This is a genomic window from Bradyrhizobium sp. 195 (genome assembly GCF_023101665.1).
GTDB lineage: Bacteria > Pseudomonadota > Alphaproteobacteria > Rhizobiales > Xanthobacteraceae > Bradyrhizobium.
The window spans coordinates 2,464,044-2,485,880 of record NZ_CP082161.1; the positions used below are offsets into that span (position 1 = coordinate 2,464,044).

The 21,837-nt window shown below is 64.3% G+C and carries 22 protein-coding genes; 18 read left to right on the forward strand and 4 right to left on the reverse strand.

The window, feature by feature from the left end; translation table 11 throughout:
• Positions 1-36 precede the first annotated feature (36 nt).
• The 4 genes from IVB26_RS11405 (at position 37) to IVB26_RS11420 (ending at position 3,685) form a co-directional block, all read left to right on the forward strand.
• On the forward strand, positions 37-924 hold the full coding sequence (locus IVB26_RS11405; RefSeq protein ID WP_247971744.1) for an EamA family transporter: 888 nt from the start codon (positions 37-39) through the stop codon (positions 922-924).
• A 7-nt stretch (positions 925-931) separates the two neighbouring features.
• Positions 932-1,534: a LysE family translocator gene (locus IVB26_RS11410; RefSeq protein WP_247971745.1), complete on the forward strand. Its 603-nt coding sequence runs from the start codon at positions 932-934 to the stop codon at positions 1,532-1,534.
• Between the two features lie 133 nt (positions 1,535-1,667).
• Positions 1,668-2,687 carry a ketol-acid reductoisomerase gene (gene ilvC / locus IVB26_RS11415; RefSeq protein WP_194403842.1) on the forward strand — a complete coding sequence of 340 codons (1,020 nt, stop codon included), beginning with the start codon at positions 1,668-1,670 and terminating at the stop codon, positions 2,685-2,687.
• 149 nt (positions 2,688-2,836) lie between these two features.
• Positions 2,837-3,685, forward strand: a complete 849-nt coding sequence (locus IVB26_RS11420; RefSeq protein ID WP_247971746.1) for an SDR family oxidoreductase — start codon at positions 2,837-2,839, stop codon at positions 3,683-3,685.
• Between the two features lie 10 nt (positions 3,686-3,695).
• On the opposite strand, the gene IVB26_RS11425 is transcribed toward IVB26_RS11420, so the two are convergent.
• The gene (locus tag IVB26_RS11425) at positions 3,696-4,316 is read right to left on the reverse strand and encodes a hypothetical protein (protein ID WP_247971747.1); all 621 of its coding nucleotides are present in this window, start codon (positions 4,314-4,316) and stop codon (positions 3,696-3,698) included.
• A 107-nt stretch (positions 4,317-4,423) separates the two neighbouring features.
• On the opposite strand from IVB26_RS11425, the gene IVB26_RS11430 reads away from it, so the two are divergent.
• The 3 genes from IVB26_RS11430 to IVB26_RS11440 all read left to right on the forward strand — a co-directional run bounded on the left by IVB26_RS11430 (position 4,424) and on the right by IVB26_RS11440 (position 8,240).
• Complete coding sequence (locus tag IVB26_RS11430) at positions 4,424-5,077, forward strand: TetR/AcrR family transcriptional regulator (RefSeq protein WP_247971748.1); 654 nt, start codon at positions 4,424-4,426, stop codon at positions 5,075-5,077.
• Between the two features lie 187 nt (positions 5,078-5,264).
• A complete protein-coding gene (locus IVB26_RS11435; RefSeq protein ID WP_247971749.1) occupies positions 5,265-6,977 on the forward strand; it encodes a sulfatase-like hydrolase/transferase in 1,713 nt (570 codons plus the stop codon).
• 315 nt (positions 6,978-7,292) lie between these two features.
• A complete protein-coding gene (locus tag IVB26_RS11440) occupies positions 7,293-8,240 on the forward strand; it encodes an IS110 family RNA-guided transposase (RefSeq protein WP_247968116.1) in 948 nt (315 codons plus the stop codon).
• A 195-nt stretch (positions 8,241-8,435) separates the two neighbouring features.
• On the opposite strand, the gene IVB26_RS11445 is transcribed toward IVB26_RS11440, so the two are convergent.
• Both IVB26_RS11445 and IVB26_RS11450 read right to left on the reverse strand, forming a co-directional pair.
• Positions 8,436-9,995, reverse strand: coding sequence for a glycine betaine ABC transporter substrate-binding protein (locus IVB26_RS11445; protein ID WP_247971750.1), 1,560 nt, complete (start codon positions 9,993-9,995; stop codon positions 8,436-8,438).
• A complete protein-coding gene (locus IVB26_RS11450) occupies positions 9,992-10,774 on the reverse strand; it encodes an ATP-binding cassette domain-containing protein (RefSeq protein WP_247971751.1) in 783 nt (260 codons plus the stop codon). Before IVB26_RS11450 ends, IVB26_RS11445 begins: the two co-directional genes overlap by 4 nt.
• 106 nt (positions 10,775-10,880) lie before the next feature.
• Here IVB26_RS11450 and IVB26_RS11455 point away from each other — a divergent pair, with 106 nt between their 5' ends.
• Positions 10,881-11,699 (forward strand): ABC transporter ATP-binding protein, encoded by an 819-nt coding sequence (locus IVB26_RS11455; RefSeq protein ID WP_247971752.1) that lies wholly within the window; start codon positions 10,881-10,883, stop codon positions 11,697-11,699.
• Positions 11,699-12,487, forward strand: a complete 789-nt coding sequence (locus tag IVB26_RS11460; protein WP_247971753.1) for an ABC transporter permease — start codon at positions 11,699-11,701, stop codon at positions 12,485-12,487. The genes IVB26_RS11455 and IVB26_RS11460 overlap by 1 nt, the downstream gene beginning before the upstream one ends.
• A gap of 172 nt (positions 12,488-12,659) precedes the next feature.
• On the opposite strand, the gene IVB26_RS11465 is transcribed toward IVB26_RS11460, so the two are convergent.
• On the reverse strand, positions 12,660-13,109 hold the full coding sequence (locus IVB26_RS11465; protein WP_247971754.1) for a cupin domain-containing protein: 450 nt from the start codon (positions 13,107-13,109) through the stop codon (positions 12,660-12,662).
• A 136-nt stretch (positions 13,110-13,245) separates the two neighbouring features.
• Between IVB26_RS11465 and IVB26_RS11470 the strand changes: the two genes are divergently transcribed.
• The 9 genes from IVB26_RS11470 (at position 13,246) to IVB26_RS11510 (ending at position 21,725) form a co-directional block, all read left to right on the forward strand.
• Complete coding sequence (locus IVB26_RS11470; RefSeq protein WP_247971755.1) at positions 13,246-14,271, forward strand: ABC transporter substrate-binding protein; 1,026 nt, start codon at positions 13,246-13,248, stop codon at positions 14,269-14,271.
• Positions 14,272-14,300: 29 nt separating this feature from the next.
• Positions 14,301-15,005: an NUDIX hydrolase gene (locus tag IVB26_RS11475; RefSeq protein ID WP_247971756.1), complete on the forward strand. Its 705-nt coding sequence runs from the start codon at positions 14,301-14,303 to the stop codon at positions 15,003-15,005.
• A gap of 93 nt (positions 15,006-15,098) precedes the next feature.
• The gene (locus tag IVB26_RS11480) at positions 15,099-16,409 is read left to right on the forward strand and encodes an ABC transporter substrate-binding protein (RefSeq protein ID WP_247971757.1); all 1,311 of its coding nucleotides are present in this window, start codon (positions 15,099-15,101) and stop codon (positions 16,407-16,409) included.
• Positions 16,410-16,424: 15 nt separating this feature from the next.
• On the forward strand, positions 16,425-17,192 hold the full coding sequence (locus IVB26_RS11485; RefSeq protein WP_247971758.1) for an ABC transporter ATP-binding protein: 768 nt from the start codon (positions 16,425-16,427) through the stop codon (positions 17,190-17,192).
• Between the two features lie 2 nt (positions 17,193-17,194).
• Positions 17,195-17,899, forward strand: a complete 705-nt coding sequence (locus tag IVB26_RS11490) for an ABC transporter ATP-binding protein (RefSeq protein WP_247971759.1) — start codon at positions 17,195-17,197, stop codon at positions 17,897-17,899.
• Between the two features lie 5 nt (positions 17,900-17,904).
• Positions 17,905-18,786, forward strand: a complete 882-nt coding sequence (locus tag IVB26_RS11495) for a branched-chain amino acid ABC transporter permease (protein ID WP_246929923.1) — start codon at positions 17,905-17,907, stop codon at positions 18,784-18,786.
• A complete protein-coding gene (locus IVB26_RS11500; protein ID WP_247971760.1) occupies positions 18,783-19,802 on the forward strand; it encodes a branched-chain amino acid ABC transporter permease in 1,020 nt (339 codons plus the stop codon). The genes IVB26_RS11495 and IVB26_RS11500 overlap by 4 nt, the downstream gene beginning before the upstream one ends.
• Positions 19,762-20,691: a polyphosphate kinase 2 family protein gene (locus tag IVB26_RS11505; protein WP_247971761.1), complete on the forward strand. Its 930-nt coding sequence runs from the start codon at positions 19,762-19,764 to the stop codon at positions 20,689-20,691. Before IVB26_RS11500 ends, IVB26_RS11505 begins: the two co-directional genes overlap by 41 nt.
• A complete protein-coding gene (locus tag IVB26_RS11510) occupies positions 20,688-21,725 on the forward strand; it encodes a patatin-like phospholipase family protein (protein WP_247971762.1) in 1,038 nt (345 codons plus the stop codon). The genes IVB26_RS11505 and IVB26_RS11510 overlap by 4 nt, the downstream gene beginning before the upstream one ends.
• The last annotated feature ends 112 nt before the right edge of the window (positions 21,726-21,837 follow it).

Sequence of the window (21,837 nt, forward strand, 5' to 3'; positions counted from 1 at the left end):
GACCTCTCCCGCAAGCGGGAGAGGTTAGGGGGTGGAATGAAGCCGGCCGATATCCTCATCGCTATCCTGGTGGCGATTATCTGGGGGCTTGCCTTCGTGGCGAGTCGGATCGCGCTCGACGAATTCTCGCCGGAGCTGATGACGGCGATGCGCTTTGCCATCGCCGCGGTGCCGTGCCTGTTCATTCCAAAGCCGAAGGTCGCCTGGTCGCTTCTGGTCGCGATCAGCTTCACGCTGTTCCTCGGCCAGTTCCTGTCGCAGGCCTACGGCATCGCCCATGGCGTGCCTGTGGGGCTGACCAGCGTCGTGGTGCAGAGCCAGGCGCTGTTCACCATAGGCTTTGCCGCGATCGCATTCGGGGAGCGGCCGACGCCGGTGCAGACGCTCGGCATCGTCATCGCGGCGGCTGGACTTCTCATGATCTGCGGCACCGTCGGTTATGACTTCAGTGTCGGTGCGTTCGCGGTGCTGATGATCGCTCCGATCTGCTTTGCGATCGGCAATCTCCTGCTGCGCGGCGCCCGCGGTGCGCCGATGTTCGACTTGTTTGCTTGGCTCTGCCTCACCGCCGCGGTGCCGCTATTCGCGCTCGCGCTGATCGTCGATGGGCCCGCGCCGACCTTCCAATCGCTCATCCACATGTCGCTCACCGGCCTCATCTGCCTGCTGGCGATCGGCGCCATCTCCACCAGCATCGCCTATTGGCTGTGGGGCCGGCTGCTGCGCGACTATCCCGCCGCGCAAGTGGTGCCGTTCGCGCTGCTGGTGCCGTTCGTCGGCTCGGCTGCCTCAAGCATCGTGTTCGGCGAGCGGTTTGGGCCCTTGCGGCTCGCCGGCATGCTCACCGTGATCGTTGGTATCGCGGTGATGGTTCTGGCGAACCGGCCCAAGGCGTTAGCCAAACCGCTGCCGAAGACGGCGTGAGGTGAACATGTCCCAGTCGCTGTTCTACGCCTTCCTCATCTTCATGGTCGTGATGTATTTCACGCCCGGGCCGAACAACATCATGCTGCTGTCGTCGGGCCTGACCTACGGCTTCCGGCGCACCATCCCTCACATCGTCGGCATCGTCCTCGGCTTCGCCTTCATGGTCGGCGCTGTCGGTCTCGGGCTTGGCTCCGTGTTTCTGGCCTATCCGATCCTCCAGACCATCCTGAAATATGCCGGTGCCGCCTACCTGATCTATCTTGCCGCCGCGATTGCCATGTCCGGCCCGACCAAGTCGGGGGAGGGGGACGGCCGCGGCCCGATGACCTTCTGGGGCGCGGCGATGTTCCAATGGATCAACGCGAAGGGCTGGGTGATCGTGATCGGCACCATCACCGCCTATGCGGCGATCGCCCAATTCCCGCTCAACATCGCGATCCAGACCCTGATCAGCCTGATCGTCGGCACGGTCTCGACCGTGGTCTGGGCCCTGTTCGGCTCCGCGTTGCGGCCGGTCCTGACCTCGGAGCGGCTGGTCCGCGCCTTCAATATCCTGATGGCGATCCTGCTGCTGGCCTCCCTCTACCCCGTTTTCATGGATGCATGATGTCGCGGATTTCCATGCAGAAACGGGTTTCCCTAAGGGCTGAAAATGCTCTAGACAGCCCCCGAAATCCGCAAATTTCACCCTTCGGACACTGACCAATGGCCGATTTTCGGCCCTGAACGAGGAAACGACCATGCGTGTTTATTACGATCGCGACGCCGACCTGAACCTGATCAAGGGCAAGAAGGTCGCCATCGTCGGCTATGGCAGCCAGGGCCACGCCCATGCGCTCAACCTGAAGGATTCCGGCGTCAAGGAAGTCGCCATCGCGCTGCGCAAAGACTCGGGCTCGGTCAAGAAGGCGGAGGCCGCCGGCTTCAAGGTGATGGAAGTTGCCGAAGCCGCCAAATGGGCCGACCTCGTCATGATGCTGACCCCTGACGAGCTCCAGGGCGACATCTATCGCGATCACCTGCACGACAACATGAAGAAGGGCGCCGCCCTCGTCTTCGCGCACGGCCTCAACGTCCACTTCAACCTGCTCGATCCGCGCGCCGACCTCGACGTGCTGATGATCGCGCCGAAGGGCCCCGGCCACACCGTTCGCTCCGAATATCAGCGCGGCGGCGGCGTGCCCTGCCTGATCGCGATCGCCAAGGACGTCTCGGGCAACGCCCATGACCTCGGCCTGTCCTACGCCTCCGCTGTCGGCGGCGGCCGCGCCGGCATCATTGAGACCACCTTCAAGGAAGAGTGCGAGACCGACCTGTTCGGCGAGCAGGTCGTGCTCTGCGGCGGCCTGGTCGAGCTGATCAAGGGCGGCTACGAGACCCTGGTCGAAGCCGGCTACGCGCCGGAGATGGCCTATTTCGAGTGCCTGCACGAAGTGAAGCTGATCGTCGACCTGATCTACGAAGGCGGCATCGCCAACATGAACTACTCGATCTCCAACACCGCGGAGTATGGCGAGTACGTCACCGGTCCCCGCATCGTCACCGCCGAGACCAAGGCCGAGATGAAGCGCGTTCTCGCCGACATCCAGGGCGGCAAGTTCGCCCGCGACTGGATGCTCGAGAACAAGGTCAACCAGACCTCGTTCAAGGCGACCCGCGCCAAGCTCGCCCAGCATCCGATCGAGGAAGTCGGCGCCAAGCTGCGCGACATGATGCCCTGGATCAAGAAGGGCGCGCTGGTCGACAAGTCGAAGAACTAAGTCGCCGTTTTCCGGACGCAGCGCATCACGTCAGTGGTGCGCTGCTGATCCGGGGTCCAGTGCGGCTTCTGGATCCGGCTCTGCGCTTCCCCCTTCGCACCACCGCCGTTTTCCGACATGATCGCGGGAACCTTGAGGGGAGGGCAACCATGCGATCTGTCGTCGTCACCGGCGCATCCACCGGCATCGGCTGGGCCATTGCAAAATTTCTGATCGGACGCGGTTTTCGCGTGTTCGGCAGCGTCCGCAAGCAGGCCGATGCCGAGAAGCTCAAGGCTGAGTTCGGCGCGAACTTCGCGCCGCTGCTGTTCGACGTCACCGACGAGGCCGCCGTGCTCGCCGCGGCACGAGAGGTGCGCGAGGCGCTGGGCGGCGAGACGCTGGCGGGTCTCGTCAACAACGCCGGTATCGCCGTCGCCGGTCCCGTCCTCGAATTGTCGGCCGATGACTTCCGCCGCCAGATGGACATCAACGTCATGGGTCCCGTCATCGCGACCCAGGCGTTCGGGCCCTTGCTCGGGGCCGATCCGTCGTTGAAGGGGCCGAAGGGGCGGATCGTGATGATCAGCTCGGTCGCGGGCAAGAACGGCAATCCGCTATCGGCGCCCTACTGCACCTCCAAGCACGCTGTCGAGGGACTGTCGGAAAGCCTGCGCCGCGAATTGATGCTGTTCGGCATCGACGTCATCATCGTCGCCCCCGGCGCGGTGAAGACGCCGATCTGGAGCAAGGCCGAACAGATCGATCTGTCCGTCTACCAGAACTCGCCCTATCTACCGGCGCTGAACAAGGTCATGGCCTTCATGATGGACCTCGGCGCGAAGGGCCTTCCGGCGGAACGGATCGCCGAAATCGTGTTCGAGGCACTGACTGCGACAAGCCCCAAGGTGCGCTACCAGATCACGCCTGACCCGGTTCGCCATCTGATCGGGGCCGTGCTGCCGAAACGGACGATCGACCGGATCATCGCCAAGCGGCTCGGGCTATTGCCACAGTAAGGCAGGCTCTTCAGCCCGCCGCAACGGTCTGTCCACGCGGGTGGCGGGCCATTGCGATCATGCGCAACGCCATCACGATGAGGAGCGGAATGAGGAACGCGGTGTAGAGCGGCATCGCCGGCACGCGTTTGCCGAACGAGACCATGAACTGGAACCAGAGGTAATAGCCGCCCGCAAGGTGCAGCGCGCGCCAGACGCGGGGTCCGATCAGTGCGGCCGAGCGATCGAACGAGGTCGCACTCATCGCGATGATGAAGGCATAGCCGATGCCACCGAAGATGTAGGAGACGGGCGAAGTGGCCTCAGCGAAGCCGGCTGGATCCATCCTGGCGAAGGCGACGATCGCGACCGCGTGGATGGCGTGGGAAGCGGCAAAACTCAAGCCGAGATAGCGGCGGTTGCGGCGCTGCCAGCGCGTCCAGGCATTGGGCCACAGCCGCGCCAGCGCCGCGGCGCTGAAGGCAAGGCAGAACAGCAGCAGCGAGCTTCGTGCAGTGAAACGGATCACCATCCGCACGCCCTCGACCTCGAACTGCCGCATCGAGGCGATCCACAGGCTGAGCATGATCAGGCTCAATGAGAGGACGGCAAGCAGCCGCCAGCCCTCGAACCAGCCTTGACGTTGTGACATGGCAATCTCCTCCCTGATGTAATCATCGATTACATTTCGGGATGGCGGCGGGGTCAATGGTGTAATCGCTGCTTACATTCACGTTCGGGTGATGCTAGAAACCCTCCATGCCCGCCCGACAAACGGCCAAGCCGCGCGCCCGCCGCAACAGCTCCGAAGCCCGGCCCTATCATCACGGCGACCTCCGCCGCGTGTTGATCGATGCTGCGCTGCAACTCGCCGCCGAGGGTGCCGAAATCTCGGTGCGTGAGGCCGCACGCCGGGCCGCGGTTTCGCCGGGGGCACCGTTCCGGCACTTCCCCAACCGCGACGCGCTGATGGCCGCGGTGGCCGAGGAGGCGCAGCGGCGCTTTCGCGTGGAGATCGAGGTGGCGCTGGACCAGGCATCGGCCACCAACCCGCTCGGCCGCTTCCGCGCCTTCGGTCTCGCTTACCTGCGCTGGGCGATGCGAAACCCTTCGCATTTCGAGATCATCTCTACTGGACGCTATTTCGCCCATGGCAGCTCCATTGAGCTGACCCGCGACAATGCCGAGCTGATCGGTCTGACGGAGCAGATGCTGGCTGAAGCGGCAGACCAGGGCCTGCTGCGGTCGGCCGACCTCAAGCGCATCCAGATCGCCGGCCGCGCCCTGGTCTACGGTTTCGCCCGGATGAACCTCGATGGCCACTTTCCACGTTGGGGGGTGGAGGAGGGCGAGATCGAGCGGATGGCGGAGGGGGTGCTCGACCTCTTCATCGCGGGGATTGCCAAACCCTAGCGTCGCTGCTGCCGCTCACTAACAATAAGCGAAACTCGGATCACGGCACGCGTTGCTTGTGCTTGATGGTTCCGTTACAGTTTTATGACACGGTGCAGGCTTCCGGCTGCGCCGGATGCCCTCGCCGTCGCTAGGCCGGCCAGACGGCTAGGTAAAATTGCGCCGGACCAGCTGTTGCGTGTCGTCGATGGCGTCCGCGCCTAATCCAGGTCCTTCTGCCGCCACCGCCGCCCTCGCCAGCGTCGCCGCGCTCGGCATCTGGCGGCTGCTCGCCGTTGCCGCGCCGCATCTGGCCGCACTCGCGCTGATGTACCAGACCGAGACCGATTTCGGCTCGCGCCTCTCCTTTGCGCTCGCCTGGGGCATCCTCAACTTCTTCTGGATCACGCTGCTGCGCCGGCCGGCGCTATCAGGCGCGCTGTCGCTGACCATGGTCGTCGTGCTGGTGCTGCTGTCGCGGCTCAAGCACGACGTGGTGCAGATGACGGTCAACTTCATCGATCTGATGATGATCGACCGCGACACCGTCGCATTCCTGTTCACGATCTTCCCGAATTTGCGCTGGTCGGTGATCCTGGCCGGCCTCGTCACGCTGCCGCTGATGTATGCGCTGTGGTGGCTCGATCCGTTCCGTATCCGCCGCCTGCCGGCGTTCGCCTGCAAGCTCGCCTGTCTTGCCGCACTGGTCGGCTATTCGCTCTATCATCCGGACGAGGCCTGGCGCGGCTATTACGACGATGGCTATCTGTCTAAATTTTTCCGCTCCGGCGTCAGCTCGGTCTCCGACTTCGTGCAATACGGCTTCATGGAATCGGCCGCTTCGACCAATGAGCGGCTCAACATGCCGCTGCTCGATTCCTGCCATCCCGCGGGCCGCCGGCCGAACATCATCATGATCCATGATGAATCCAGCTTCGACATCCGCGCCGCACGGGGCATCAAGGTGCCGCCGCGCTATGGCGATCACTTCAGGTCCTGGGACGGCAAGCAGCGCACGTTCCTCGCCGAGAGCAACGGCGGGCCGAGCTGGTTCACCGAATACAACGTGCTCGCGGGACTTTCCTCGCGTTCGTTCGGCCGCTTCGCTTATTTCGTGACGCGCATCGCCTCGAGCCGGGTCGAGCGCGGGCTGCCGCTGGCGCTGCGCCGCTGTGGCTACGACACGATGTCGCTCTATCCCGCCCATGGCGGCTTCATGGCCGCCCGCAGCTTCCAGTTGACGACCGGCATCGAACGCTTCCTCGATTCGAAGGACCTCGGTGCCAAGGATGTCGAGCCCGACAGCTTCTTCTACGACAAGGTGCTCCAGCTGATCGGCCAGCAGCCGCCGAACAAGCCGCTCTTCACCTTCATCTATCTCGGCGCCAATCATTTCCCCTGGGAGACACGCTTCCGCCCCGACCTGCTGCCGAACTGGCGCGCGCCGGGCAACGTGCCCTCCATCGACGAATATCTGCGCCGGCAGGCGATGAGCGCCGAGCAGTACAAGGCGTTCGTCGCGGGGCTGAAGAAGACGTTCCCCGGCGAGCCATTCCTGATCGTGCGTTACGGCGATCATCAGCCGGAGTTCGCGCCTGCTATACTCGAGCCCGGGCTCGACGAGGGCGCGATCGGCAAGAAGCTCGACGCCTACGATCCGCGCCTCTATGCGACTTACTATGCGATCGACGCCGTCAATTTCGCGCCAGTCAGAAGCGAAGCCGTGATGGACACGATCGACGGCCCCTATCTGCCGCTGGTCATCCAGGAGGCCGCCGGCATCCCGCTCGATCCGTCCTTTGCCGAGCAGCGAGAGATCATGCTCCGCTGCAAGGGCATGTTCTACAGCTGCAAGGACGGCGCCGAAGCGCGGCGGCTGAACCGGCTGCTGATCGACGCGGGGATGATCCGAGGGCTGTAGTCCCGATCGCTACGTAGCTTGTAGGGTGGGCAAAGCGGAGCGTGCCCACCATCTCTCACCGCATTGAAGAGATCGTGGGCACGGCGCTTACGCGCCTTTGCCCACCCTTGTAATAGCGCGATCGTTTATTCTCGACCCGTTCCATGAGGAATGGCCTGCCGCGGTTTGCACCCCGCGACAGGCCGCTGGCGATCGGATCGAGCCCACCCAGAGCAGTTTGTGGCTGCCCCGTAGCGTGATCGCGTCAGCACCTTCATCGGACCCGGATGGTTGCCGGAACAACTTGGTTCGCTTCACAAGGCAGGGTCGACGAAGATGACACAGACTAACATAACGACGGCCGGGATCGATACGTCCAAGGCTAAACTGGACATCGCGGTTCATGGTCGAACCGAACGCTGGCAGGTCGCCAATGCTTTACCGGGTTGGCGCGCTCTGGCAGCAAACCTGGCCAAGGCCGGCGTCACGCGGATCGGGATCGAGGCCACTGGCGGCTATGAACGTGGCGTGGTGGAGCATTTGCGATCGGCCGGTTTTACCGTGCTGTTGCTGCAGCCGCTTCAGGTCAAGGCCTTCGCCAAGGTCCATTTGCGCCGGGCCAAGAACGATGCGCTCGACGCCGTATTGATCGCCGCCTGTGCTGCGGCGCTCGATCCCCCTGAGATCGCGCCGGATCCGCGATTGACGGAATTGGCCGACTATCTGACCTTCCTTGAGCAGATCGAGGAAGATATCCGGCGCTTCAAGACGCGTCTCGAGCACATCGACGAGCCTGCGTTGCGACGCATCGTCAACAGCGACATCGCCCGGTTGAAGGCACGCAAGGCCGCGCAGATTCGTGACATTGCCAAGCGCCTTCGTGCCCACGACGCCCTAGCCATGCGGCTCAAGCTGGTGCTGAGCATTCCCGGCATCGGCGAGCGGACGGCGCTGGCGATCGTCATCCGCATGCCCGAACTCGGACGCGTCAGCCGGGAGCAAGCCGCAGCCCTGGCCGGGCTGGCTCCCTTCGATTCCGACAGCGGACAGCACAGAGGACAGCGCAAGATCGCCGGAGGCCGCAGCCGCCTACGGCGCTCCCTGTTCGCCGCGGCCCTTCCAGCTGCCTTCCGCTGGAACAAGGCCTTGATCGCGCTCTATGCACGCCTCATGGCAAGGGGCAAAGTCCACAACGCAGCACTAATCGCCTGCGCCAGGAAACTCCTGATCTACGCCAATACTGTCGTACAACGCGGCACGCCCTGGACCGAAAAAGTCGCCTAGCCTTTAATGGTTGCTACGAGTTCTGCATCGCGCTCCGACCGTCAGCCTGAGGTGCTCAGCAGGGCGTAAGCCGCTTGCTGAGCCTCGAAGGGCGACAGCCCGGCTGTATCGGCAACGGGGCCGTGCATCCTTCGAGGCCCCCGATGGGGTGCTCCGCGCCCCATCACTCGCACCTCAGGATGACGGGTCGCGCATTTATCGCCCGCCTACCTTCTCCCACAGCCACTTCGCCACCGCATCCGGCGACGAGTTCGCGTCGTTGCCGCTGGCGCGCAAATTCGCTTCACGCATGGTGGCGATATCGATCTTGCCGAGCAGGGGCTTGAGCGCTGCCTCGAGCTTCTCGTCAGCGGCGCGCTTCGGCGCGAGCAGCAGGATGGCATCATAGGGCGGGATCGCGTGCCTGGGATCCTCGAGCGCGACGAGATCGTATTTCGCGATCAGCCCATCGCTGGTGTAACCGGCGATCACGTCGACCTCGCCGCTGGCAACCGCCGCATACATGAAATCGGGCTGCATCTGGCGCTGGGCGCGGAAGGAGAGGCCATAGGCCTTTTGCAGCGCGGCCCATTCCGGGCGCGAGAAGAATTCATAGTCGCCCGCGATCGACAGGCTCGATGCATGTGCCGCGAGATCGGCGATGGTACGGACGCCAAGCGCCTCGGCGCGCTTTTTCGGCATCACCAGCGCATAGGCATTCTCGAAGCCGAGCTCGCCGAGCAAAGTGATGTTGTCCTTGGCCAGCGCCGTCTTCAGCTCGGCGACCAGCTCGGCGCGTGGCTTGATATCGGTGCGATGCAGCTGGTTGGCCCAAAGCGTGCCGGAATAATCGACATAGAGATCGATGTCGCCGGCCTTCAGCGCCTGGAAGATCACGCTGGAGCCGAGGCCCGAGCGCGCTGTCGCGGACAGGCCGACGGCTTGAAGGCGGTCCCTGAGCAGGGCCGACAGCACATATTGCTCGGCGAATGTCTTGGCACCGACGACATAACCCTGCGACGAGCGCCCCATCGAGGGGACCAGCGTTGCGGCGACCAGCGCTGCGATGCCGGCCGCGCCGAGCGCGGTGCGGGCGTGGCTGCGGTGACGCAGGCCGGCCTCGATCAGGCCGAGCAGCTGATCGACGGCAAGCGCCAGCAGGGCCGAGGCAAAGCAGCCGAACAGCACGAACACCCAGTTCTGGGTCTGAAGCCCGGCGAAGATGTAATTGCCGAGGCTGGTCTGCCCGATCGGCGTCGACAGCGTCGCGGTGCCGATCACCCACACCGCGGCGGTGCGGATGCCCGCCATCATCACCGGAAGCGCCAGTGGCAGCTCGACCATCAGCAGCGACTGCCGCGCGGTCATGCCGACGCCCTTGGCGGCCTCGATCAGCGCGGGATCGATGCCGTTGAGCCCGGTGATGCCGTTGCGCAGCACCGGCAGCATCGAATAGAGCGCCAGCGCCAGCATCGCCGGCAGGAAGCCGAACGCCGAGAAGGATACGCCGAACCAGGCCAGCGTGACGGATGCGGCCAGCAGCAGCAGCGGATAGAACAGCGCGAGCAGCGCCAGCCCCGGCACCGTCTGCACGATGCTGGCGATTGCGAGCAGGATGGCTCGCGGTGCCGGGCGGTTACGCGTCAGGATCGCCAGCGGCAGGCTGACCGCGAGACCGAGCGCGAGCGCGGCGAGACTTACCCGCACATGGTTGCCGAGATAATCGGGCAGATGCGCCAGCGCCTCGCCCCAGCGCGGATCGGCGAGCAGGCTCATGCCGCACCGCTCGTTGGCAGCAGCGCGTTCAACCGCTCGACCTGGCGCCGCGGCGTACGCAGCAGCTCCAGCACGTAAGCGTCGCTGCTGTTCGAAAGCTCGGTGGGAGTGCCCTGCGCGAGCAATTGTCCGCCACGCATCACGGCGATGCGGTCGGCGAGCAGGATCGCCTCGGTCATGTCATGGGTGATCATCACGGTGGTCAGGCCGAGCTTGCGATGCAGGGAACGATAGTCGTCGCCGAGCGCATCGCGGGTGAGGGGATCGAGTGCGCCGAAGGGCTCGTCCATCAGCACGATGCGGGGTTTCGCCGCGAGTGCCCGCGCCACGCCGACGCGCTGGCGCTGACCGCCCGAGAGCGCCTCCGGCAGGCGGTCGCGGTGCGCATCACGATCGAGCTGCACGAGCTCCAGCAGCTCGTCGACGCGTGTCGCGATACCCGCTGCCGGCGCGCCCAGCAGCCTTGGCGTGATCCCGATGTTGTCGGCGACGCTCAAATGGGGAAATAGCCCGCCGGCCTGGAACACGTAGCCGATCCGGCGCCGCAGCGCGACCGGATCAACGTCTCGCACGTTCTCGCTCTCGACGGTGATCGTGCCGCTATCGGCCTCGATCAGCCGGTTGGCGAGCCGTAGCAGCGTCGTCTTGCCGGAGCCCGAACCGCCGACGACGGCCAGAAATTCGCCCTCGGCGATGTCGAGCGACACATCGTCGACGGCCCTGAGCGGGCCGAAGCTCTTGGTGACGTGGTGGTAGCTGATCGCCAGCTTCGAGGGCATTGGATGGGGCTCATTTTTTCCTTACCCATGCCTAGCACGCTTGGCGGCTTGATTGAACTTGGCCGCGCGAGCGGCTAAGGCATCAAGCGAATTTCGGAGGAAACAGATGTCGACGCCCACGGCAGTGGCGCTGGAAGATGCCAAGGTCGCGTTCCGGCTCGGGGACGGTCGGGTCTATACGGCGGTGGAGAAAGCCCATCTCGCGGTGGCGCAGGGCGAGTTCGTGGCCATCGTCGGCCCCACCGGCTGCGGGAAATCCACGCTGCTCAACGTTGCGGCCGGGCTGCTGAAGCCTGCCGCCGGCAACGTCAAGATATTCGACCGGCCGCTCGCGGGGCTGAACCGGGATGCCGGCTACCTGTTCCAGGCCGACGCCTTGTTCCCGTGGAAGACCGCGCTCGACAACGTCGCGATCGGGCTCGAGATCAAGGGCACGCCGCGCACTGAGGCGCTGCCGCGCGCCCAGAAATGGCTGACCTCCGTCGGCCTCGGCGCATTCGCGGGTCGCTATCCGCACATGCTCTCCGGCGGCCAGCGCAAGCGCGTGGCGCTGGCGCAGGTGCTGATCCGCGACCCGAAGATCCTGCTGATGGACGAGCCGTTCGGGCCGCTCGATGCGCAGACGCGCCAGGTGATGGGCAATCTGCTGCTCGATCTCTGGAACGCCGACCGCAAGGCGGTGCTGTTCGTCACCCATGATCTCGAAGAGGCGATCGCGCTCGCCGACCGCGTCGTGATCATGTCGGCCGGGCCGTCTTCGCGGATCATCGGCGACTGGCGCGTGAGCCTGCCGCGCCCGCGCGACATCTTCGAGGTGCGGCTCGACAAGGAGTTCCATGCGCTGCATCGCGAGATCTGGAGCGTGCTCAAGGACGAGGTGATGAAGGGCTACGCCCAGTCCACGCACGCGGCGGAGGCGGTCTGATGTCGCGCCCGACGCTGCTTGCGCTGCAAATTCTGGTTGCGGTCGTCTGCATTGTGCTGTGGCAGGTGCTGTCGACCGTTCCGGTGTTCGGCAAGATCCTGCTGCCGCCGTTCTTCTTCTCCAATCCGTTCGACGTGTTCAGCCAGATCGTGAAGTGGTTCTCGTCCGGCGTGATCTGGAAGCATCTTGGCATCACGCTGACGGAATCGATCCTGGCCTTTGTGATCGGATCAGCCGGTGGCGTGCTGGTCGGCTTCTGGTTCGCGCGCCAGCCGCTGGTGGCCGCCGTGTTCGACCCCTACGTCAAGATGGTCAACGCGCTGCCGCGCGTCGTGCTGGCGCCGATCTTCGCGCTGTGGCTTGGGCTTGGCATCTGGTCGAAGGTCGCGCTTGGCGTCACGCTGGTTTTCTTCATCGTGTTCTTCAACGTCTATCAGGGCGTCAAGGAAGTCAGCCGCACCGTGCTCGACAACGGCCGCATGCTCGGCATGAGCGAGCGGCAGTTGATGCGGCACGTCTATTGGCCCTCGGCACTGTCCTGGATGTTCTCCTCGCTGCACACCTCGGTCGGCTTTGCCGTGGTCGGCGCGGTCGTCGGCGAATATCTGGGATCGGCGGCCGGGCTCGGCTACCTGATCCAGCAGGCCGAGGGCGTGTTCGACGTCGCCGGCGTGTTCGCCGGCATGTTCGTGCTGTCGGCGTTCGTGATCCTGATCGACTATGGCGTCACGCTGGTCGAGCGGCGGCTGCTGGTGTGGCGGCCGGCCGCGACGGACGGGCGGGGGTAGGGGCGCAAGTTGGTTTCGGATTGCGAGCCGCACCCAGGGTGCGCTCCCTCCCCCGCTTGCGGGGGAGGGTTGGGGAGAGGGTGTCTCCACTTGCGAGAGCCTCCAAGAGGAAAGAGCCCTCACCCGCGCCTTCGGCGCGACCTCTCCCGCAAGCGGGAGAGGTGAAGGAAGCTCAATCCAGCAGCTTGGTATCGTCGGGCGCCTGCGGCGGGGTCTTGATCGCGATCGCCTTGACTTGGCCGCTGATCGGCTTGGTGCCGCCGTGCGGCGTGCCCTTGGGGATGATGACGAGGTCGCCGGGCTTCACCGTGACCTCCTTGTCGCCGAGCCAGATCGTGCCGGTGCCGTCCAGGATGTACTGGATCTCGTTGGTGTTGGGATGCATGTGCTTGGGCACGTTGCCGACCTGGATCGAGATGGTGGCGCCGTCCGCGCTGGCGAACATCTTGGAGCGGAAGCCAACGGCATTGGCAGACCCGAGCGCATCGCCCTCCATCTCGCCGGTATGGATGATCTGCGCGGTGATATTTTCGGCGGCGAGTGCCGGCCGGAGCAAATGGGTCGCGCCGCATCCGGCGGCAAAGGCGGCGGCAATCGACAGCCCGGCTGTAAAGCGATTCATGGATGATCCTCCCATCGAGAATTATTCTTGTCTGGGCATGCTATTGCGCCGAATGGCCGATGGCCAGTGCCTCCGGCAGCGCTTCTCAAGCCAGCCCTGCTGCTTTATGGTGCCGCCGGCCGAACGGAGGAAACCAATGAAGAACACGATTGCCAGGCTCGCCGGCGCGCTGCTCGCGCTGACGCTCACCACCGGTTTTGCCGCGGCGCAAAGCAAGGTCACCATCGCGATCGGCGGCGGCTCCTGCCTGTGCTATCTGCCGACGGTGCTGGCAAAGCAACTCGGCGAATACGAGAAGGCCGGCCTCAATGTCGAGCTGGTCGACCTCAAGGGCGGTTCGGACGCGCTCAAGGCCGTGCTCGGCGGCAGCGCCGACGTGGTGTCCGGCTATTTCGACCACTGCGTCAATCTGGCCGCCAAGAAGCAGGAGCTGCAGGCTTTCGTGGTCTATGACCGCTATCCCGGCCTCGTGCTCGTGGTCGCGCCCTCGCGAACCAACGACATCAAGTCGGTCAAGGATCTCGCCGGCAAGAAGGTCGGCGTCAGTGCGCCGGGCTCCTCCACCGACTTCTTCCTGAAGTACATGCTCAAAAAGAACGGCATCGATCCCACCAGCGCCGCTGTGATCGGCGTCGGCCTCGGTGCCACCGCCGTCGCCGCGATGGAGCAGGGCCAGATCGATGCGGCCGTGATGCTCGATCCCTCCGTCACCGTGCTCCAGGGCAGCCACAAGGATCTGCGCATCCTCTCCGACACCCGCACGCAGAAGGACACGCTCGAGACCTTCGGCGGCGAATATCCCGGCGGGGCGCTGTACTCGACGGCGGCCTGGGTCAATAGCCACGAGAAGGAGACGCAGGGGCTCACCAACGCGATCCTCGCCACGCTCGCCTGGATCCATTCGCACAGCCCTGAGGAGATCATGGCGAAGATGCCGGAAGAGACGGTCGGCAAGAACAAGGACCTCTATCTCGCCGCGCTGAAGAACACGATCCCGATGTACTCCGAGACCGGGAAGATGGATCCGAAGGGCGCGGACGCCGTGCTTTCGGTGTTCAGCGTCGGCTCGCCCGAGGTGGCCAATGCCAAGATCGACGTCAGCAAGACCTTCACCAACAAGTTCGTCGAGCAGGCCAAGAAGACGACGGGGAATGCCAAATAGCTGACGCGAAGATGCGGTAGTCGTCCCTCATGGCGTCACCAATCATTCATCGCGTCACGACGCTCGATCTTGCCGTGCGGCCGATCGTCTGGCCGTTCGCCGAGGAGCGGCGCGCCGAGATCGCGGCGCATTTCGCCGAAAAGCAGCACGAACGGCCGAAGATCTGGAATGGCCCCGTGCTGCTCGGGTGCGATCCCGTATTCACGGACGGCCATTTCGCTTCGACCTATTTCGAGACCGATTTCGCAAGCTTCCTCGCCTGGCGCGACTGGGGCTTTCCCGGTCCCGCCGTGTTCAACGGTTTTGGCATGGGCGCGCTGCGCACGTCAGACGGCGCCTTCGTGATGGGCGAGATGGCCCAGCACACCGCCAACGCAGGCCGCATCTATTTCCCGTCGGGCACGCCCGATCTCGACGACGTCAGGGATGGCAGGCTGGACATTCCCGGCAGCGTCGTCCGCGAAATCGAGGAGGAGACCGGCCTGACCGCGGCGGACTATCGGGCCGAGCCGGACTGGCACTGCATCGTCAGCGGCCCCACGATTGCGATGATGCAGGTGCTCAATCTGGACATGCCCGGCGATCAGGCTCGCGCTCTGATCGAAGCCAATCTCGCCCGTGAGGACGAGCCTGAATTGTCGGCCATTCATCTCGTGCGCGGGATGAGTGATCTCACGCAGACCATGCCGCGATTTGTCACGGCCTTTATCGAGCAGCAGTTCGCTTCGCGCTGATGCGCAAGGCTTGACATCGCTGCGCGCAGCCCATGTGATGGGGGCAACGAAAAGCAAGACGAATGCAATGCACAATCGTCCAGGGAGGTTTTGATGCGCCTGCGCATGGCTGCCCGGTTGGTACGTGGGCTGGTGGTCGCGATATCGGCGACGGGCTTGGTGGTGTCCGCCCAGGCTCAGGACAAGAAGATCAAGATCGGCGTCGTTTTTGATTTGACCGGGCCTTTGGCCGGCGGTGGCTCCGAACTCAATTATGTCGGCACAAAGATCATCCTCGACCATTTCGCCAAGTCCGGCGTCGAGGGCTACAAGATCGAGGCGGTCTATGCCGACGCGCAGAGCAAGCCCGACATCGCCATCAACGAATCCGTTCGCCTGCTCGAGCAGGAGAAGGTCGACATGGTGCTCGGCTTCTTCTCCTCGGCGCAGTGCGTGCCCGTAGCCGCCCGCGTCGAGCAGCTCAAGAAGTTCATGTGGATGACGACCTGCATCTCGTCGGCCGTGTTCAACGAGAAGGGCTACAAATACGTGTTCCGGCCGCAGGCGAGCGGCGACCAGTTCGGCCTGATGACGATGGATTTCATCGCGCAGAACGCCAAGGAGAAGTTCGGCAAGGAACCGAAGGAACTGCGCGTCGCCATCATCCACGAGGACGGCGCCTATGGCGTCGACGTCTCCAAGGGCAACGAGGCCGGTGCGAAGAAAGCCGGATTCAACGTCGTGCTCAAGGAAGGCTATTCGGCGACAGCGCCTGATCTGTCCCCGCTGGTGACCAAGCTGAAACGCGCCAAGCCCGACGTGATCTTCCACACCGGCTACAATCCGGACATCACCCTGCTGCTGCGCCAGGCGCGCGAGCAAGGCCTGAGGTTCGGCGCGCTGATGGGGCATGGCGCGGGCTATGGTGTCTATGAGAAGCTGAAGGAAGGCATGGGGGCCGACGCCACTTATATCTTCAACGCCGACCCGATCTCGATCTGGCTGGCCAACCAGAAGACCATGGATCCGAAGCTCTCGCCCGTCATCAAGATGGTCGGCGAGGAGTTCGACAAGATCCGGCCCGGCGTTGCCATCCGCTCCGCCCATGTCGGCATCGGCGCGTCCAACACCTACGTGTTCATGGCGGATGTGCTGCCGCGGGCGATCAAGAAGTACGGTGGCGTCGATCCCGATGCGCTGCGCAAGGCGGCGCTCGACACCGACATTCCCGAGGGTGGCACCATGCTCGGCTTCGGCGTGAAGTTCTACGGCGAGGGCACGCCCATGGCCGGGCAGAACGAGCGCTCGTTCCCCGTCGTGATCCAGTATCTCGAGGACAAGTCTCATGTGGTGTGGCCGAAGAGCCAGGCGCAGCGCGAGGCCGTGCTGCCGCTGCCGAAAGGCACCACCTACAGCAACCAGTAGCAGCGGAGGGCTTTGGTGCTGGAAGTCAGCGGGCTGGTGAAGCGGTTCGGCGGCTTCACCGCCGTCAACAACGTGTCGTTCCAGGTCGATCAGGGCGAGATCCTCGGCCTGATCGGTCCCAACGGTTCGGGCAAGAGCACGATCTTCAACATGCTTTCCGGCACGCTGGCGCCGACATCGGGCTCGATCATGTTCGGCGGCTCCGAGATCGCAGGCCTCGCGCCGCACCGGATCATCAACAGTGGCATTGGCCGTACCTTCCAAATACCGCGGCCGTTCCGCCGCCTGACCATCTTCGAGAACGTCGCGCTCGCCGGCTTTTACGGCCAGGGCCGCCACAGCCGGGCCAGGGCGGAGGAGGCGGCCGAACGATCGCTGGCGATGGTCGGCCTGCCGACCGATCGCCATGCCAGCGTCGATGGCCTCGGCGCGGCCGGCCTGAAGAAGCTCGAGCTGGCCAAGGCGCTCGCCACTTCGCCAAAGCTCCTGCTCGCCGACGAGAGCCTCGGCGGTCTCGACGAGGCCGAGATGGATCAGGCCGCCAACATGCTGCGCAACATCCGCGACGAGCTCGGCATCACCATCATCTGGGTCGAGCACATCATGGGCGTCTTGATGCGCGTCGTCGATCGCGTCATGGTGCTCGATCACGGCGAGAAGATCTCGGAAGGCCTGCCGAGCGCGGTCGCGGGCGACCCGCGCGTGATCGAGGTCTATCTCGGCACCGATGCCGAGACCACGCAGGCCGCGGCCGCCGAAGCGCGCCGCCGCGCGGGAGGCTAGGCATGCTGGAGCTCCGCGCCGTCAATGCCGGCTATGGCACGTTCCAGGCGCTGTTCGACGTCAATCTCGACGTGAAGGCCGGCGAGGCCGTCGGTGTCATCGGCCCCAACGGCGCCGGCAAGACCACCTTGATGCGCGTCATCTCCGGCCTGATCCGGCCCTCGCGCGGGTCGATCCGGATGGAGGGCGTCGACGTCGTGGCAACGCCGCCGCACAAGATCGTCAGCCTCGGCATTGCGCATGTGCCGGAAAACCGGCGGTTGTTTCCGCAGCTCTCGGTCGACGACAATCTCAAGATGGGCGCCTTCATGAAGGAGGCGCGCGGTCATTATGCCGAGCGGATCGAAGTCGTTTTCGACCTGTTTCCGCGCCTGAAGGAACGGCGCCACCAGATGGCCGGCACCATGTCCGGCGGCGAGCAGCAGATGTGCGCGATCGGCCGTGCGCTGATGTCGAATCCAAAACTGCTGCTGCTGGACGAGCCGTCGGCGGGGCTGGCGCCGGTCGTGGTGCAGCAGGTGTTCGAGCTGGTGAAGCGGATCCGCGCCAGCGGGCTGACGGTGCTGATTGTCGAGCAGAACGTGCAGCAGGTCCTGAAAGTGGTCGATCGCGCCTATCTGATCGAGGCGGGCACGATCAGGGCGTCCGGCACCTCGGCCGAGATGCTCGCAAGCGACACCGTCAAGGAAGCGTATCTCGGGGTATGATGGGCATGCAGGCGTTCCTGGACATATTCGACATCTATCTGCTGGAGGCCGTGATCAACGGCATCCTGCTCGGCGGCGTGCTGGCGCTGCTGGCGCTCGGGCTCAACCTGATCTTCGGCGTCATCGACGTGACCTGGATCTGCTATGCCGAGCTCGTGATGATCGGCATGTACGCCATGTATTTCATGGTGCAGTATTACGGCATCAGCTATTTCGTTGCGGCCCCTCTCACCATTCTGCTGGTCGCGGTCCTCGGCGCGGCGCTGCATTACCTCGTGATCGCGCCGCTGTTGACCGCGCCGCCGATCAACCAGTTGCTCGCGACCGGCGGGGTGCTGTTCGTACTGCAGAGCTTTGCCACCGTCGCTTTCGGCATCGACTTCCGCAATCTCGGCATCCGCCTGCCGGTGCTCGCCTTCGGCGACATGAACTTTAGCTACGCGCGACTCCTGTCATTCCTGGCCGCGCTGGTCGGCATGGTCGCCGTCTATCTGTTCATGACGCGCACCTTCACCGGCACCGCGATCCGTGCCATCTCGCAGGACCGCCAGATCATGGCGCTGATGGGCGTGGACACCAGGCGGATCTATCTCATCACTTCGGCGCTCGGCGGCGCGCTGGCGGGGCTCGCCGCCTGCCTTCTGGTGCTGCAATATGACGTGCATCCCTTCGTCGGCCTCTCCTTCGGGCCGATCACCTTCCTGATCTGCGTGCTCGGTGGCCTCGGCAATTTCATCGGCGGCTTCATTGCCGCCTTCGTCTTCGCCGAGATCATCTCGCTCGGCGGCCTGTTCTCCGATCTCGAATGGGGTTATGTGCTCGCCTTCGCCTTCTTCATCGTCATGATGTTCATCCGGCCTGCGGGCCTGCTCGCGAGGCGCCGATGATGGGGCAGGGGCGGCTTGCTGCCTGGGGGATAGGATTGGCGGCGCTGGTCGCGCTGCCTTTCGTCTATCGTGATCCCTATCATCTGCACATCCTGGTGCTGATCCTGATCTGGTCGTTCGCCTACACCTCCTGGTCGATGATGGGGCGGTTCGGCCTCGTCTCGCTGGGCCATGGCGGCTTCATGGGGATCGGCGCGTATGTCACCGCGCTGCTCTGGAATCATCTCGGCGTGTCGCCCTGGATCGGCATTCCCCTCAGCATGGTCGCGGCCGGCGCGCTGGCGCTGATCGTCGGTTATCCCTGCTTCCGTTTCCGCATCACCGGGCACTATTTCGTGCTGGTGACGCTGGCGCTCTCCGGCATCGTGCTCCAGGTCATCACGGCAACGCGTGACTATACCGGCGGCTCGCTGGGCTATACGCCGAACCGGACCTCGGGAAACAAGCTGTTGGCGCTGCAATTCGACGACAAGACGACCTGGTACCTGATCGCGCTCGGGGTCTGGTTGTTCGGCATCGTGGTCTGGCATTGGGTCGATCGCAGCATGGCACGCTACGCGCTGGAGGCGATTTCGGAGGACGAGGACGCCGCGGCCGCCGCCGGCGTCGACGTCACCGCGGAGAAGCTGAAGATCACGCTGCTCAGTGCGGTGATGACGGCTCTGGCGGGCGCGATCTACTGCCAGTACCAGATGTTCATCACGCCGGACACGGTCAGCGGCATTGCGGTGTCGCTCCAGATGGTGTTCGCGGCCATCGTCGGCGGCCTGTTCGTCTCGCTCGGCCCGACCTTCGGTGCCGTGATCACCATCCTGCTGGCGGAAACCCTTCGCATCGGCTTCGGCACCAAGGCGGTCGGCTGGGACAATCTCGTCTACGGCGTGCTGCTCGTGCTTTTCATCATATTCCTTCCCAAGGGCATCCTTGGTAGCGTGCTCGACCGATTGAAGCCGCAACGCAAGGTGCCCCGCGCTCATGAGCAACAAGCCGTCCAAATCGCTCGCCCAGGAACTTGACCGTTACATCACGCCATTCCGCTACGATGGCTCCGGCAAGTTTCATCTCAAGGACCACAAGACCGACGAGAAGGGCGACCTCGACAAGGAGAAGGCGCAAGCGATCCTCGACGCCAACAAGAGGCGGCTGGTCGAGTTTCAGGAGAAGCTCTACGCCCAGGACCGCTGGTCGCTGCTGATCGTGTTCCAGGCCATGGACGCCGGCGGCAAGGATAGTGCGATCAAGGCGATCTTCGAGGGCATCAATCCGCAAGGCTGCGAAGTCAGCGCCTTCAAGGCGCCCAGCAGCAAGGAGCTCGACCACGATTTCCTGTGGCGCCATGTGATCGCGCTGCCGGAGCGCGGCCACATCGGCATCTTCAACCGCTCCCATTACGAGGAATGCCTGGTGACGCGCGTGCATCCGGAGATCCTTGCCAAGGAGAAACTGCCGGAAAAGCTCGTGACCAAGAACATCTGGAAGGAGCGGTTCGAGGACATCTCCGCCTTCGAACGCTACCTCTCCCGCAACGGCACCGTGGTGCTGAAGTTCTTCCTCAATCTGTCCAAGGAGGAGCAGCGCGAGCGTTTCCTCGACCGGCTGGAGGAGCCGGCCAAGCAGTGGAAGTTTTCCATGGACGACATCAAGGAGCGCGCGCTGTGGCCGCGCTACCAGGCGGTCTACCAGGACATCGTCCGGCACACGGCGACGTCTCATGCGCCGTGGTACGTCGTGCCGGCTGATCACAAATGGTTCGCGCGCGTCGTGATCGGCTCGGTGATCAATGCGGCGCTCGAAAAGCTGGACCTGCGCTTTCCCCGCGCCGACAAGGCCTCGCTGGGCGAATTCGACGAGGTGCGCAAGGCGCTGGAGAAAGAGGAGAAGGGGGGCAGGAAGCGAGCCAAGTGACAGTGAACGAGACCGCGAACCGGAAGAACGTCAGCTTCGCGCTCCAGGGCGGCGGCGCGCACGGCGCCTTCGTCTGGGGCGTGCTCGACCAGGTGCTCGAGGATGGCAGGCTCGCGATCGAGGCGATCAGCGCCACCAGCGCCGGCGCGATGAATGCGGTGGCGATGGCCTCCGGCATGGCGAACGGAGGCGCGGAGGCTGCGCGGCAGAACCTGCACGCATTCTGGTACGAAGTGTCGCGGATGGACATGGCGTACGATCTGTTCTCGCCGCTCAACCAGTGGATCCAGGCCCTGAAGCTGCCGCCGGAATATCATCCGGTCCACGCCTTCATCCACACGCTGACGCACACGCTGCCGCCGAACCTGCTCAATCCCTTCCAGTTCAATCCGCTTCGATCGCTGCTGCAGCGCGTGGTGGATTTCGACCGGCTCAATTCCTCGCCGGAGGCGCCGCAGCTGTTTCTCAACGCCACCAACGTCCGCACCGGCAAGATCAAGGTGTTCCAGAGCCCGCTTCTCACCGCGGAAACCGTGCTCGCCTCGGCCTGCCTGCCGCCCTATTTCCAGGCCGTCGAGATCGACGGCGAGCATTATTGGGATGGCGGCTATCTCGGCAATCCCGCGATCTATCCGTTGATCTACCGCAGGGGCAGTCACGACGTCATCATCGTGCAGGTCACGGCGATCCGGCGCGACGAACTGCCGGCCAGTGCAGCCGACGTCCTCCACCGCATCAACGAAATCAGCTTCAATTCGTCCCTGATGCGCGAGATGCGCGCGATCGCCTTTGCCACGCGGCTGATCGACAATGGCGAGCTCGACAGCGACAGACATAGCCGCATGTACATGCACTGGATCGGCAACGACCAGCTGATGTCGCGACTCGGCACGGCCACGCAATTCCATCCCGAATGGAGCCTGTTGTGCCGCCTGCGCGATGATGGGCGCGAGGCTGCGCGAAGCTGGCTGGCGCGAAACTTCGACCGGGTCGGAGAGTCCTCGACGGTCGATCTGACAGACATGTTTCTCTAGGCGACTTTGTTCTCAAGTCGTTGTGGCCCGCGGCGCACGTGGTCGCGGACAAAACTGCGAAAACAACCCCATGCACAGTAGCCGGGAATAGCGGAATCAATGGCTTGGCGGT

Coding starts and splice junctions, on each gene's coding strand:
- IVB26_RS11405 (WP_247971744.1), top strand. CDS start 37: ATGAAGCCGGCCGATATCCTCATCGCTATCCTGGTGGCGATTATCTGG.
- IVB26_RS11410 (WP_247971745.1), top strand. CDS start 932: ATGTCCCAGTCGCTGTTCTACGCCTTCCTCATCTTCATGGTCGTGATG.
- ilvC (WP_194403842.1), top strand. CDS start 1,668: ATGCGTGTTTATTACGATCGCGACGCCGACCTGAACCTGATCAAGGGC.
- IVB26_RS11420 (WP_247971746.1), top strand. CDS start 2,837: ATGCGATCTGTCGTCGTCACCGGCGCATCCACCGGCATCGGCTGGGCC.
- IVB26_RS11425 (WP_247971747.1), bottom strand. CDS start 4,316: ATGTCACAACGTCAAGGCTGGTTCGAGGGCTGGCGGCTGCTTGCCGTC.
- IVB26_RS11430 (WP_247971748.1), top strand. CDS start 4,424: ATGCCCGCCCGACAAACGGCCAAGCCGCGCGCCCGCCGCAACAGCTCC.
- IVB26_RS11435 (WP_247971749.1), top strand. CDS start 5,265: ATGGCGTCCGCGCCTAATCCAGGTCCTTCTGCCGCCACCGCCGCCCTC.
- IVB26_RS11440 (WP_247968116.1), top strand. CDS start 7,293: ATGACACAGACTAACATAACGACGGCCGGGATCGATACGTCCAAGGCT.
- IVB26_RS11445 (WP_247971750.1), bottom strand. CDS start 9,995: ATGAGCCTGCTCGCCGATCCGCGCTGGGGCGAGGCGCTGGCGCATCTG.
- IVB26_RS11450 (WP_247971751.1), bottom strand. CDS start 10,774: ATGCCCTCGAAGCTGGCGATCAGCTACCACCACGTCACCAAGAGCTTC.
- IVB26_RS11455 (WP_247971752.1), top strand. CDS start 10,881: ATGTCGACGCCCACGGCAGTGGCGCTGGAAGATGCCAAGGTCGCGTTC.
- IVB26_RS11460 (WP_247971753.1), top strand. CDS start 11,699: ATGTCGCGCCCGACGCTGCTTGCGCTGCAAATTCTGGTTGCGGTCGTC.
- IVB26_RS11465 (WP_247971754.1), bottom strand. CDS start 13,109: ATGAATCGCTTTACAGCCGGGCTGTCGATTGCCGCCGCCTTTGCCGCC.
- IVB26_RS11470 (WP_247971755.1), top strand. CDS start 13,246: ATGAAGAACACGATTGCCAGGCTCGCCGGCGCGCTGCTCGCGCTGACG.
- IVB26_RS11475 (WP_247971756.1), top strand. CDS start 14,301: ATGGCGTCACCAATCATTCATCGCGTCACGACGCTCGATCTTGCCGTG.
- IVB26_RS11480 (WP_247971757.1), top strand. CDS start 15,099: ATGCGCCTGCGCATGGCTGCCCGGTTGGTACGTGGGCTGGTGGTCGCG.
- IVB26_RS11490 (WP_247971759.1), top strand. CDS start 17,195: ATGCTGGAGCTCCGCGCCGTCAATGCCGGCTATGGCACGTTCCAGGCG.
- IVB26_RS11495 (WP_246929923.1), top strand. CDS start 17,905: ATGCAGGCGTTCCTGGACATATTCGACATCTATCTGCTGGAGGCCGTG.
- IVB26_RS11500 (WP_247971760.1), top strand. CDS start 18,783: ATGATGGGGCAGGGGCGGCTTGCTGCCTGGGGGATAGGATTGGCGGCG.
- IVB26_RS11505 (WP_247971761.1), top strand. CDS start 19,762: ATGAGCAACAAGCCGTCCAAATCGCTCGCCCAGGAACTTGACCGTTAC.